This is a genomic window from Streptomyces sp. NPDC088261 (assembly GCF_044740805.1).
GTDB lineage: Bacteria > Actinomycetota > Actinomycetes > Streptomycetales > Streptomycetaceae > Streptomyces.
This window is the reverse complement of the sequence record NZ_JBIURL010000004.1, coordinates 395,317-408,424: the sequence shown is the minus strand read 5'-3', so window position 1 is coordinate 408,424 and position 13,108 is coordinate 395,317. Positions and strand designations below refer to the sequence as shown.

Genomic DNA, 13,108 nt, shown 5'->3' with positions numbered 1-13,108 from the left:
CTAGAAGTACCCTTCGCGCTTGCGGTCTTCCATCGCGGCCTCGGACATCTTGTCGTCGGCGCGGGTCGCGCCGCGCTCGGTGAGCCGGGAGGCGGCGATCTCGGCGATCACCGCGTCGAGCGTGGTGGCGTCGGAGTCGACGGCGCCGGTGCAGGACATGTCGCCGACCGTGCGGTAGCGCACCAGGCGCTTCTCGACGCGCTCGTTCTCCTTGGGGCCGCCCCAGTCGCCCGCCGTCAGCCACATCCCGGCCCGCGGGAACACCTCGCGCTCGTGGGCGAAGTAGATGCCCGGCAGCTCGATGCCCTCGCGGGCGATGTACTGCCAGACGTCCAGCTCCGTCCAGTTGGAGAGCGGGAAGACCCGGACGTGCTCCCCGGGGGCGTGCCGGCCGTTGTACAGGTTCCACAGCTCGGGCCGCTGGCGGCGCGGGTCCCACTGGGAGAACTCGTCCCGCAGCGAGAACACCCGCTCCTTGGCCCGGGCCTTCTCCTCGTCCCGCCGCCCGCCGCCGAAGACCGCGTCGAACCGCTCGGCCTGGATCTTCTCGGTGAGCGGGACGGTCTGGAGGGGGTTGCGGGTCCCGTCGGGGCGCTCGCGCAGCTTCCCCGCGTCGATGTACTCCTGTACGGAGGCGACGTGCAGGCGCAGGCCGTGCGCGGCGACCGTACGGTCCCGGTAGTCCAGCACCTCGGGGAAGTTGTGCCCGGTATCCACGTGCAGCAGGGTGAACGGCACCGGCGCGGGCGCGAACGCCTTGAGCGCCAGGTGCAGCATCACGATCGAGTCCTTGCCGCCGGAGAAGAGGATCACCGGCCGCTCGAACTCCCCCGCCACCTCACGGAAGATGTGGACCGCCTCGGACTCCAGGGCGTCCAGGTGGCTCAGGGCGTAGGGGGCATCCGTGCCCCCGGTGACGGACGCGACGGTCGTGCTCACGCGAGTCCCCTTTCGGTGAGGAGCGCGTGGAGCGCGTCGGCGGACTCCCGTACGGACTGGGTGTGCGACTCGATCCGCAGGTCCGGGGCCTCCGGGGCCTCGTACGGGTCGTCGACCCCGGTCAGCCCGGATATCTCGCCGGCCGCCTGCTTGGCGTACAGCCCCTTCACATCCCGTACGGAGCACACCTCGACGGGGGTCGCGACGTGCACCTCCAGGTAGGCGGTGCCCACGCCCTGGTGGCGTTTGCGCACGGCCTCGCGGCTGTCCGCGTACGGCGCGATCACCGGCACCAGCGCCTTGACGCCGTGGGACGCCAGCAGTTCGGCGACGAAGCCGATGCGCTGGACGTTGGTGTGCCGGTCCTCGCGGCTGAACCCGAGGCCCGCGGAGAGGAATTCGCGGATCTCGTCGCCGTCCAGGATCTCGACGCGGTGGCCCTCCGTGCGCAGCCGCTCGGCCAGCTCCCGCGCGATCGTGGTCTTGCCCGCGCTGGGCAGACCGGTGAGCCAGACGGTGGCGCCCTGCTCCGTCATGCTCAACTGTCCCTCCTCATGAGATTCCTGACTGCCCGTCACCGATGTGCTCGTTGCTTCTGTGGCGTTCGCCGCCCCCGCCGTTCGCCGCCCCGCCGTCAGCCGTGCAGCCCGCACTCGGTCTTGCCCCGGCCCGCCCAGCGGCCCGCGCGGGCGTCCTCGCCCCCCAGCACCCTGCGGGTGCAGGGGGCGCAGCCCACGGAGGCGTAACCGTCCATGAGGAGCGGGTTGGTGAGGACGCCGTGCTCGGCGACGTACCGGTCCACGTCCTCCTGCGACCAGCGGGCGATCGGCGAGACCTTGACCTTGCCGCGCCGCTCGTCCCAGCCGACCACGGGGGTGTTCGCCCGGGTCGGGGACTCGTCGCGGCGCAGCCCGGTGGCCCAGGCCGCGTAGCCGGCCAGCCCCTCTTCGAGCGGCTTGACCTTGCGCAGGGAACAGCACAGGTCGGGGTCGCGGTCGTGCAGCTTCGGCCCGTACTGGGCGTCCTGCTCGGCGACGCTCTGGCGCGGGGTCAGCGTGATGACGTGGACGTCCATCACGGCCTCCACGGCGTCACGGGTGCCGATCGTCTCGGGGAAGTGGTAGCCGGTGTCGAGGAAGACCACGTCCACGCCGGGAAGGACGGCGGAGGCGAGGTGGGCGACCACCGCGTCCTCCATGGACGACGTCACGCAGAACGTGTCGCCGAACGTGTCGGCGGCCCACCGCAGGATCTCCGTCGCCGAAGCGTCCTCGAGCGCGCGGCCCGCGTGCTCGGCGAGGGCCTTCGGGTCGTCCGTCCCGGCCAGCGTGGTCATGTCGATTCCCCTCCGTCGGGTGCCTGGAGCCCCCGGGTCAGCAGCCCGAGGAACTTCAGCTGGAAGGCGCGGTTGCAGGCCGCGCATTCCCAGGCGCCGTGGCCCTGCTCGTTCGGGCGCAGGTCCTCGTCGCCGCAGTAGGGGCAGTAGAAGGGGGCGGCGCGCTCGCTCATGAGAGGGCCTCCTCCGACGCGCGGGCCGCCCACGTGGCGAACCGCTCGCCCTCCTCGCGCTCCTTCTGGAAGCGGCCGAGCACCCGCTCGACGTAGTCGGGCAGGTCGTCCGAGGTGACCTTGAGGCCGCGGACCTTGCGGCCGAAACCGGCCTCCAGGCCCAGGGCGCCGCCCAGGTGCACCTGGAAGCCCTCGACCTGCTGACCGTCCTTGTCCAGCATCAGCTGCCCCTTGAGGCCGATGTCGGCGGTCTGGATGCGCGCGCAGGCGTTCGGGCAGCCGTTGATGTTGATGGTGAGCGGCTGGTCGAACTCGGGGATACGGCGCTCCAGTTCGTCGATCAGCGTGGCGCCGCGCTGCTTCGTCTCGACGATCGCCAGCTTGCAGTACTCGATGCCGGTGCACGCCATCGTCCCGCGCCGGAACGGCGACGGCTTGACCCGCAGGTCCAGCGCTTCGAGCCCGGCCACCAGCGAGTCGACCCGGTCCTCCTCGACGTCGAGCACGATCATCTTCTGCTCGACGGTGGTACGCAGCCGGCCCGAGCCGTGCTCCGCCGCCACCTCGGCGATGCGGACGAGCTTGGGGCCGTCGACCCGGCCGACGCGCGGCGCGAACCCGACGTAGAACCGGCCGTCCTTCTGCCGGTGCACCCCGACGTGGTCGCGCCACGCCTGGAGGGGCTGCGCGGGCGCCGGGCCGTCGGTCAACTCCCGCTTGAGGTACTCGTCCTGGAGGATCTGGCGGAACTTCTCCACGCCCCAGTCCGCGACCAGGAACTTCAGGCGGGCGCGGGTGCGCAGCCGCCGGTAGCCGTAGTCGCGGAAGATCCCGATGACCCCCGCCCACACGTCCGGCACCTCGTCCAGCGGCACCCAGGCGCCGAGGCGCTGGCCGATCTTCGGGTTGGTCGACAGGCCGCCGCCGACCCACAGGTCGAAGCCGGGGCCGTGCTCGGGGTGTTCGACGCCGACGAAGGCGATGTCGTTGATCTCGTGCGCCACATCCAGCAGCGGCGACCCGGAGATCGCCGTCTTGAACTTGCGGGGGAGGTTCGAGAACTCCTTGGTGCCGATGAACCGGGCGTTGATCGCGTCGATGGCCGGGGTGCCGTCGATGATCTCGTTCTCGGCGACCCCGGCGACCGGCGAACCGAGGATCACGCGGGGCGTGTCACCGCAGGCCTCGGTGGTCGACAGGCCGACCGCCTCCAGACGCCGCCAGATCTCCGGCACGTCCTCGATCCTGATCCAGTGCAGCTGGATGTTCTGCCGGTCGGTGAGGTCGGCGGTGTCCCGGCCGAACTCGTGCGAGATCTCGCCGATCACGCGCAGCTGCTCGGTGGTCAGCCGCCCGCCGTCGATCCGGACCCGCAGCATGAAGTACTTGTCGTCCAGCTCCTCCGGCTCCAGGATCGCGGTCTTGCCGCCGTCGATCCCGGGCTTGCGCTGGGTGTACAGCCCCCACCAGCGCATCCGGCCGCGCAGGTCGTTCGGGTCGATCGAGTCGAAGCCCGCCTTGGAGTAGATGTTCTCGATGCGCGCCCGCACATTGAGACCGTCGTCGTCCTTCTTGAACTGCTCATTGCCGTTGAGCGGAGTGAAGTGGCCGACGGCCCACTGGCCCTCGCCGCGGTGGCGGCTCACCTTGCGGCGCGGGGTGGCGGGAGTCGGCTGGTCCGGGGTGGCGGCCATGGCGTTACGTCCTTCGAGACTGCGTGAGGGCGGCTCTCAGCCGCACACCCGCGCGAAGGCGCGGCGGTGCGCGGCAGGTGCAGAGGTCAGGGGCGGGTGGTGCGGAGTCGCGGCGGCGCGCGAGATCTCAGTTTGTCGGACAGATGGCGCTGGACATGCGGCCGAGGTCGACGTGCCGCCGACCTACCAAGGCAATTCCAGCTCTCGACATGACGGAAGCGTGTCACGCGGATCTCGGGGCAGTCCACCACTATCCACTATGTGGACGACAGTGTCTCGCTATATGAGACGGGGTGGGGTGTACGCGCCTGGGTGAGGCGGTACGGGCGATCACGCCAGCGCGCCGGGCCAGGGTCCCGGGGTCGCCGTCTCCTCCTCCTCGGACGTCTTCGTGTCGAAGAGGGTGAAGCCGCGCCGCTGGTAGTTGGCCATCGCGTGCTGGCCGTCCTTGGTGCACGTGTGCAGCCACACCCGCCCGGTCGGCTTGAGCCCGGGGTGGCGCTCGGCCAGGTCCCACGCCCTGGCGGTGCCGTACGACAGCAGGTGGCCGCCGATCCGGCGGCCGCGGAAGGCAGGGATCAGCCCGAAGTACACGATCTCGACCGTGCCGCCGTCCTGCGCCGCCAGCTCCAGGAAGCCGGCCGGGGTGCCCTTCTCGTACGCGACCCAGGTCTCCACACCGGGCCGGTCCAGGTACTCCCGCCACTGCCCGTACGTGTACGGCAGCCGGTCCGTCCAGCGGACGTCCCCGCCGACGGCCGTGTACAGGAACCGGCTGAACTCGGGGGACGGCACCTCGGCCCGTACGATCCGCACGTCGCCCGGCGGCGGGGCGGCGGGGCGCAGATCGGACGGCGAGGTCTGCTCCAGGGACCACGTGGTCACGGTGAGGGTCATGCCCGCCAGAGAATCACGCGGGGGTCCGTACGGTCACACCAGGGCCGGTCACACCAGGACCGGCCACCTCGGAGCCGATGACCTCGGGACCTGTCACCTCGGGGCCTGTCACCTCGCGGGAAGCCCGCCCCGGACGCCGCTCCTCACGGACACGGCAGGCTCCGGGTGCTCAGCACCGCCGGGGCCGTCGAGTGCGGCAGCAGCTCCTCCGGGTCCTCCGGCGTGACCACCTCCACCTCGACCTCCTCGCGGAAGCGGTACGGCCGGTGCGCCAGCACCCCCGACAGGTGCCGCCGCACCCGCGACATCTCCGCCCGTACGGTCACCGTCCGCGTCGCGTCCCCGAACACGTCCGCCGCCAGCTCCGCCGCGCTGCGCCCGTCCCGGTGCACGGCCAGCACGTACAGCAGCTCCGCGTGGCGCGGGGTCAGCTCCTGCACCCAGCCGCCCGCTGCCCCCGACACCGCCACCGACCAGCGCCGGGGCCGGCTCAGGTCCAGGACGACGCGGCTCACCGTCCCCGCCGAGGCCGTGTCGGGATCGTCCACCACCCGGATCAGCCAGCCGCCGGGCAGCGGCTCGACCGCGCACAGGCCGAGCGAGGGGTGCCAGACCCGGCCCGCCCCGAACGACTTGGGCAGCGGGAGCCGGTCCAGGGGAGGCATGCCCGTCACCGCCGCCGTCCAGCCGTGGCTGTCGACCGCCAGCGCCCGCCCCCTGATCCGGCACATGATCGGCGCCGCCACCGACCGCAGCCGCTCCACGTTCCCCCGGTGCCGCTCCCGCATGTCGCTCTCGGCGAGCCGGGCCACCGACCTGACCAGCGCCAGGGTCGCCGGATGGAAGCCGGCCGCCGGGCCGCTCACGTCGACCACCCCCAGCAGTCGCCCGTCGCGGGGATCGTGCACCGGCGCGGCGGCGCACGTCCACGAGTGCAGCGTCCGGACGAAGTGCTCCGCCGAGTGGACCCGTACCGGCCGCCCCACCGCCAGAGCCGTACCGATCGCGTTGGTGCCCGTGGCCCCCTCCGTCCAGGTCGCCCCCTCTTCGAGCCAGATCCCGCCCGCCTGCCGCAGCACGGACGGGCTGCCGTCCCGCCACAGCACCCGCCCCTCGTCGTCCGTGACGACCGTGATCTGGAGGGACGCGTCCGCCACGTCGGCCAGCGAGTCGACGAGGGTCCGCAGCGCCTCGCCGAGCACGGACGTACGCCGCCGGTGCTCCAGCTCGTCCCGCTCCAGCAGCACCGTGCGCGTGGTCCTGTCGGGATCGAGCCCCATCCGGGACATCCGCCGCCACGACGCGTCGATCACCGGGCGCGGCGCGACCGGGGGCCGCTCGCCGGCCAGGGCCGCCTCCCTGACCCGGTGGAGGAGCCGGGTGGCCTGCGCGCCGTCCACGGTGGAGAGCCGGGCGAGGTCGAGCGGTATGTCCTTCATCAGCCCATCGTGCCGTTCCGCCCATCCCCCGGAGGGGCAGTTCCGGATTCTGCTGCAACGGGTTGCAACTCTGGCATCCCGGGCGCGGGTGCCGGAGAGTGACGGGGAATCAGAGGTGGTGCCGTGTCGGCGCAGCACCACCTCTGATGGCCCCACCACCCCTTCGGTGGCCGGCCCAGCTCTCCCGTGACGGCCTCACCCCACCGGCCTCGCCCGGTCCACGACCGACGCCAGGTCCAGCGTGTGCGGCAGGGTGCCGAAGGCCGTACCCCAGTCCCCGCCGAGCCGTGAGGCGCAGAACGCGTCCGCCACCTCCGGCGGCGCCCACCGCACCAGCAGCGAACCCTGGAGCACCAGCGCCATCCGCTCCACCAGCCGCCGCGCCCGTGCCTCGATGCCGGTCAGGTCGGCCAGTTCGGTGAGCAGGTCCTTGATGGCCCGGTCCAGCCGGTGGTCGGCGCCGCGCGCCAGGCCCACCTCCTGGAGGAAGGCGTTCAGCGCGCCGGGCTCCCGCTGGAGCGCCCGCAGCACGTCCAGTGCCTGTACGTTCCCCGAGCCCTCCCAGATCGAGTTCAGCGGCGCCTCGCGCAGCAGCCGGGGCATCCCGGACTCCTCCACGTACCCGTTGCCGCCCAGGCACTCCAGGGCCTCCGCCACGGCCGGGGTGCACCGCTTGGTCACCCAGTACTTGGCGACGGGCACCGCGAGCCGCAGGAACGCCTTCTCCCGGTCACGCTCCTCCCCGGGACCGCCCTGGACCGTGTCGTACGCCGCCGCCAGCCGCAGCGCGAGCGTCGTCGCCGCCTCCGACTCCAGGGCCAGATCGGCCAGGACGTTCACCATCAACGGCTGGTCGATCAACTCGGCGCCGAACGCCCGCCGGTACGTGGCGTGATGCACCGCCTGCGCCACCGACTGCCGCATCAGCGCGGCCGAACCGGCCACGCAGTCCAGCCGGGTCGCCGCCACCATCTCGATGATGGTGCGCACCCCCTGCCCCTCCTCGCCGACCCGGCGCCCCCAGGTCTCGTCGAACTCGACCTCGCTCGACGCGTTGGAGCGGTTGCCCAGCTTGTCCTTGAGGCGCTGGATCGCGAAGACGTTGCGCGTGCCGTCCGGCAGCACCCGCGGGACGAGAAAGCAGGTCAGCCCGCCCGGCGCCTGCGCCAGGACGAGGAATCCGTCGCACATCGGCGCGGAACAGAACCACTTGTGCCCGGTGAGCAGGTACTCGTCGCCCGCGCCCGTCTCGCTGTCCAGCCGCCGGGCGCTCGTGGTGTTGGTACGGACGTCGCTGCCGCCCTGCTTCTCCGTCATGCCCATCCCGAAGAGCACCCCGGCCTTCTCCCCGGCGGGCCGCAGCCCCGGCTCGTACACCCGGGAGGTGAGGCGCGGCTCCCAGTCGGCGGCGAGCGCCGGCTCCACCCGCAGCGCCGGGACCGCCGCGTGGGTCATCGACAGCGGGCAGGTGTGCCCGGCCTCCACCTGCCCCCACACGAGGAACGCGGCGGCGCGCCGGACGTGGCCCGCCGGGCGGCCCCAGGCGTCGGTCAGCCCGGCCGTGACGGCCTGTCCGAGCAGCTGGTGCCAGGCCGGGTGGAAGTCGACCTCGTCGATCCGGTCGCCGTACCGGTCGTGCGTCCGGAGCTTCGGCGGGTTCTCGTTGGCCAGCGTGCCCAGGAGTTGTACCTCCGCGGACCCGGCGGAGCGGCCGAGCGCCGTCAGTTCCGCCCGGGCCTCGTCGAGGAGAGCGGCTGGAATGTGCCGTTCCACCCCCTCGGTGAGGGCCGGGTCGGCGCTGAAGACGTCGTACCCCACCAGGGGCGGAACCTGGTTGGTCACTGTGTGGGTGGTGGCTGCCATGCCGCTACGGTAAGGACGTGCAGGCAGCAAATGAAACACCCGAGCGGCCGGCGGGCCGACTTCACCGGGCCCGAGTCCTCTATCGCGACGTCTCCATGCGGAGGATGGCCTGGTTGCTGCTGAAGGACACCGTCAATTCGTGCATCGAGTACCGCATCCTCGGACTCGCGGCCGAGGCGGCGTTCTTCACCCTGCTGTCCCTGCCGCCGCTGCTGCTCGGGCTGATCGGGCTGCTCGGTTACGTGGACGACTGGACCAGCACCACCACCGTCGCCTCGATCGAGAAGAACATCCTGTCGGCGGTCGGCACGGTCCTCTCCGACCGGGGCGTCAACCAGATCGCCAAGCCGCTGCTGGCGAGCGTCACCCACGGGGGGCGGCCCGACGTCATCTCGCTGGGCTTCGCGATCGCGCTCTGGTCGGGCTCGCGGGCGGTGAACGTCTTCGTGGACACGATCACCGTGATGTACGGCCTGGACGGGCGGCGCGGCATCGTCGCGACCCGGCTCCTCGCCTTTCTGCTCTACCTCGTGGCGCTGCTGATCGGCGCGGTGGTGCTGCCGCTCGCGGTGGTCGGCCCCGACCGGGTCGTGGAGCTCATCCCGTGGGGCACGGAAGTGGTCTCCGTCCTCTACTGGCCGGTGGTGAGCATCCTCTCGATCGCCTTCCTGACCACGCTCTACCACGTGTCGGTGCCGGCCAGGTCGCGCTGGATCGAGGACGTGCCGGGCGCGCTGGTCGCGCTGGGCATGTGGGTCCTGGGGAGCTTCCTGCTCCGCATCTACCTGACCAGTACGGTCGAGGGCCCGACGATCTACGGGTCCCTCGCGGCGCCCATCGCCGTGCTGCTCTGGATCGGCATCTCGGCCTTCGCGGTCCTGGTCGGCGCGGCCGTCAACGCGGCGATCGACCGCGTCTGGCCCTCGCTGGCCACGGCGGCGGCCCGCGCGGCCAACGAACGGCTGCGCACCGCCCACGCGGCGGAACTGCTGGCCCGCGCGGCGGCCGAGACGGAACTGCGCCGAGCCCGGGGCGACTTCGACGACCCCGACGACCCGGACGACGAGGGCGACGAGGGCGGTGACCTGGTCATGCCGTCGGAGTTCCCGGAGCGCTGGTCCCGCTTCCTGCCCCCGGACGACCTGCGGTCGCGGCTCCACGCGGGGCGCGAGAGCCGCGAGAACAAGGAACTGAGGGAGAGCAGGGAGAGCAGGGAGAAGGACGAACGGCCCTGACGGGCGGGGTGCGGGGTGCGGGGGCGCGGGTGGCGGTTCCGGTGGACCGGCCGGGGGCGGGTTCGTTCCGCCCGGCCGGTCGGGGGCGCGGTCAGCCGAACCAGGGGCGGGGGGAGCGCCGGCGCCGGGGCGGTGGCCTGAGCGTGCGGTACCAGACTGTCACCGCGGCGCCGGTCTCCGTCGTCTCGGCCCGCCGGTACGGGGACGGCCTCCCGGCCAGCCGGTACAGCGGGTCCGACAGGCCGATGACCACGGCACCGCCGCCCACCGCCGGTCCTCCCGGCGCCAGCAACCGCGTCATCGCGAGCGTCTCGCCGGGTGACGCTCCGAGGTGGGCGAGGACCACGAGCGGTCCGCCCGAGCCTGTGAACCGCGCGTCGGCGAGGGCCGCGAACCGGCGGCGCAGCCGTCCCACCACCCTGGCCGCGGTCTGCCCGCGTCTCGCCGTCACCCGGATCGTCCCGTCCGCGTCCGGCCGTCCGGCCCCGCCCACGCTGCGCCGCAGCGCCCGGCGGACACCCGGACGGTACGCGGGCCCGCCCCCGGGACCGGGGGCCGTACCGCCGAGGACCACCACCTGGACGACGACGAGAAGGTCGTCGGGGTCGACCTCGTCCCAGGGGGGTCTGAACGAACCGTATGCCGTGGACACCAGACGGGGAGCGGGGCGCTCCCGGTTAGCGACGCCCTTCCCCGGGACGTCGCCCCGCTTGCCGGTGCCGTCCGGCGCCGGTGCCGGGAAGGACGGGCCCGTGCCCGGATCCTGGGGGACCCGGCCCGCGGACCGGCCCCGCGTCGACGCGGCGGTGCGGCCGCCCTCCAGGGACAGCCGCCACTTCCGCAGCGCGCCCCGCTGGCCGTCCGCCCAGGGGCCGTCGATGCCGGTCAGCGGAGTGGCGGACCAGAGGGCGAGGGCGGAGTCGTACAGCCCGGCTGCGGTGTCGTGGTGGCCGGACCGAGCCGCCAGGGCGGCTTGTTCGGCGCGCTGTTGTGCCGTACGGACGTCCAATTCGTGCGCGTCGAGGCGCAGTCGGTAGCCCGTACCGGTGTCCTCGACCGGATGCCCCCGCATCCGCAGCGCGGCGGCGGCCAGGGCCACCGCCTCCTCCGGGGTCCTGTCCCGCGCCGTGACTCCGAGCGCACCGGCCAGTTCGGCGGTGGACGCGCCGTGCCCGTAGGACAGGAGGAGGTGGGCGAGCAGGGCCCGTTCCGTGGGGTCGGCCGGGGTGCCGTCCTGCCGGCCGCGTACCGCGCGGAGCGGTCCGAGGACGCTGTACTGCCAGGCGTCCGGGGACAGTACGGGCTCCGCGCGCAGCGTCGCGGCGCCCCGCGCGCGGCGCTCGGGGTGCGGGGCCAGCAGGTCCAGGATCACGGTCTCCAGGCGCGGCGGCAGGTCGGGACGCAACTGTCGTGGCGGGACGACCTGTTCGCCGCCGGGGCCCGGCGCGTCGAGCCGTCGCGGGGCGAAGGGGGCGTTGCCGGTGGCGAGTTCGTACAGCACCCGGCCGAGGCCGCGGAGATCCTCCGCCGCGTCGGCGTCGGCCACCGCCTCCGTCTGGGCCACCCTCTCCGTCCGTGCCGCCGGATCCGGGCCGGACCGCGCCGCGTCCGGCAGGCCGAAGCCGCCCACCTTCACGCGGCCGTCCGGCAGCCGCACGATCTCTTCTCCCGTCAGGTGACGGTTGGTCACCCCGTGCTGATGGGCGTGCGCGAGCGCGTCGAGGACCTGCCGTCCCACGCTCACCAGATCCGGCACGGACGTCGCGGAGGACCGGCCCGGCTCCGTCCACCCCGGCCTCGCGAGCGGCTCGCCCGCCACCGGCTCCTCGACGAAGTAGAGGACCCCGTCGTCCCACCCGAAGTCGTGGGTCGTGACGATGCCGGGATGCCGCAGCGCCACGACCGCCTGCGCCTGCCGCCGCGCCGCCGCCTTCGCGCCGTACGGTACGGCGCCCGCGTACCGTACGACCACCTCGCGGCCCGTCTCGTCCCGCGCCCGCCACCGCTCGTACGCGCCGGGGCCGACGCGGTCCAGCAGCCGGTACGACCCCACCGACGGCCCGTCGGAGGCGCGGGGCGCCCGCCCGGACCCGAGGAGGTCGCCCGTGACCGGGATGCTCTCGGGGCTCAGCAGCGTGACGCGCCCGCCCGCCTCCCACCCGTTCCCGCGCGCGCCGTCGAGCAGTCGGCGGAACTCGCCCGGCACCGACCCACCCAGCAGCGAGATCTCCGTCGCCACCCGGTGCAGCAGCGCGGCCGTCGTGCCCAGTTCGTGGGACGGCAGGGTCGCCAGCAGCAACTCCCGTACCCCCGGCCGGAATTCGTACGACCCGGCCGGACCGGGCGCGACGGTGAGGAGGCCGCTCAGCACCACCTCCGCGAGGTGCTGCGCGCGCGGCTGCTTCTCCACCGACGTCTGTACGATCCGCATCACCGGCAGATAGGCGAGCCCCACGGCCAGGTGCGCCGCCAGCCGTACCGCCTGTTGGGAGGCGGCGGAACGGAAGCGCTGGACCAGCTCCTCGGCCGGGGTCTCCCGGGGGGAGAGTCCGTCCTCGCCGTCCCGGGCGGCCGGCGGCGGGCCGGCCGTGAGCTGCGCGGCGGACCCGGGGAACACCGTCCCGCCCGGCGAGGCCAGCAGGCCCGCCCAGTTGCCGAACCACTCGGCGTTCGGTTCGAGGACCGGCACCGGAATGCCCCGGGCCAGGCTGTCGTACGGCGCGAAGTGCAGCGACGCGTTGGGCGCGCCGGGGCCGGGGGCGGTGAACAGGCCGGGGACGGGGGCCAGCGGGGTGTCCTGCCACATCCGTTCCGGCAGGGGCTGCACGACGGCGACGGGGAGCGTACGGGCCCAGCCGCGCAGGGTCCTGTACCAGCGCCGGCCGGCCGCCCCCTCACGCCACTGCGGGCCCATCGTGTCGCTGATGACCAGCGCGACGGTCCGGCCCGCCGGCCACTTCCGTACCGCCACGGAGCCGTCCGCGCCGAGCCGCACCAGCTCCACCGTACGGAACGCGCCCAACTGGCCGAACGCCTTGTGCAGATCGCGGGCGAGCGGCTGCCACATCGCCATCGTGGGGCCCGAGTCGACCACCAGCCGCAGATGGAGCCGCCGCTCGGGCGCCGGCCAGAGCCGGGGCAGCCACCGGCCCCGCCCGGCCCCGAGCGCGGCCATGCGGTGGGCGGTGCCGTCCTTGTCCCACTCCGTGGGCCGGGCGGGGGGCGCGGTGCCGCGGAGCGGGCGCAGGGCCCGCTGGAGGGCGAGCGGGCGGGCGATCGTCGGGGGAGTGGGCGCGAGTATCGCGGGCGTGTCGTCCCGGTCCCGGGCCGTCAGGGGGCGGACCGTGGCCCGGCTGTACCGGGCGTACTCCCCCGGGGGGTCGAAGTCGGCCCGGCCGCCCTCGGGGGGCGCGTCGGCGCGCAGCCGGTACGAGGCGGAACCGCCGCCGGGATCGGGCGCGTGCTCGGGCTGCGCGCCCTGGGGCGGCTCCTCCGGCGGACGCACCCCGACGGGCCGCCCCGTCCCAGGCTC

Annotated in this window: 11 protein-coding genes; 1 reads left to right on the top strand and 10 read right to left on the bottom strand. The window is 73.6% G+C overall.

The window, feature by feature from the left end; all coding sequences use genetic code 11:
* From cysD to ACIODU_RS11450, 9 genes are all read right to left on the bottom strand, one after another.
* Positions 1-939, bottom strand: a complete 939-nt coding sequence (cysD, locus tag ACIODU_RS11490) for a sulfate adenylyltransferase subunit CysD (protein WP_356425485.1) — start codon at positions 937-939, stop codon at positions 1-3.
* A complete protein-coding gene (gene cysC / locus ACIODU_RS11485; protein ID WP_401766583.1) occupies positions 936-1,517 on the bottom strand; it encodes an adenylyl-sulfate kinase in 582 nt (193 codons plus the stop codon). Before cysC ends, cysD begins: the two co-directional genes overlap by 4 nt.
* Before the next feature lie 56 nt (positions 1,518-1,573).
* Positions 1,574-2,275 carry a phosphoadenylyl-sulfate reductase gene (locus ACIODU_RS11480; RefSeq protein ID WP_356425491.1) on the bottom strand — a complete coding sequence of 234 codons (702 nt, stop codon included), beginning with the start codon at positions 2,273-2,275 and terminating at the stop codon, positions 1,574-1,576.
* A complete protein-coding gene (locus ACIODU_RS11475) occupies positions 2,272-2,448 on the bottom strand; it encodes a hypothetical protein (protein ID WP_202532202.1) in 177 nt (58 codons plus the stop codon). The genes ACIODU_RS11480 and ACIODU_RS11475 overlap by 4 nt, the downstream gene beginning before the upstream one ends.
* Positions 2,445-4,142, bottom strand: coding sequence for a nitrite/sulfite reductase (locus ACIODU_RS11470; RefSeq protein WP_356425494.1), 1,698 nt, complete (start codon positions 4,140-4,142; stop codon positions 2,445-2,447). The genes ACIODU_RS11475 and ACIODU_RS11470 overlap by 4 nt, the downstream gene beginning before the upstream one ends.
* Positions 4,143-4,269: 127 nt before the next feature.
* Positions 4,270-4,353 carry a putative leader peptide gene (locus tag ACIODU_RS11465; RefSeq protein ID WP_356425652.1) on the bottom strand — a complete coding sequence of 28 codons (84 nt, stop codon included), beginning with the start codon at positions 4,351-4,353 and terminating at the stop codon, positions 4,270-4,272.
* Positions 4,354-4,472: 119 nt separating this feature from the next.
* Entirely contained in the window at positions 4,473-5,039 is a 567-nt protein-coding gene (locus ACIODU_RS11460; protein ID WP_401766580.1) for a GNAT family N-acetyltransferase, read from the bottom strand.
* A gap of 143 nt (positions 5,040-5,182) precedes the next feature.
* On the bottom strand, positions 5,183-6,478 hold the full coding sequence (locus ACIODU_RS11455) for a GAF domain-containing protein (RefSeq protein ID WP_401766577.1): 1,296 nt from the start codon (positions 6,476-6,478) through the stop codon (positions 5,183-5,185).
* Positions 6,479-6,673: 195 nt separating this feature from the next.
* A complete protein-coding gene (locus ACIODU_RS11450; RefSeq protein WP_401766574.1) occupies positions 6,674-8,341 on the bottom strand; it encodes an acyl-CoA dehydrogenase family protein in 1,668 nt (555 codons plus the stop codon).
* A 17-nt stretch (positions 8,342-8,358) separates the two neighbouring features.
* Here ACIODU_RS11450 and ACIODU_RS11445 point away from each other — a divergent pair, with 17 nt between their 5' ends.
* Positions 8,359-9,576, top strand: a complete 1,218-nt coding sequence (locus ACIODU_RS11445; protein ID WP_356425505.1) for a YihY/virulence factor BrkB family protein — start codon at positions 8,359-8,361, stop codon at positions 9,574-9,576.
* A gap of 91 nt (positions 9,577-9,667) precedes the next feature.
* Here the strand turns inward: ACIODU_RS11445 and ACIODU_RS11440 are convergent, their stop codons facing one another.
* Entirely contained in the window at positions 9,668-13,081 is a 3,414-nt protein-coding gene (locus ACIODU_RS11440) for an SAV_2336 N-terminal domain-related protein (protein WP_401766571.1), read from the bottom strand.
* Between the last annotated feature and the right edge of the window lie 27 nt (positions 13,082-13,108).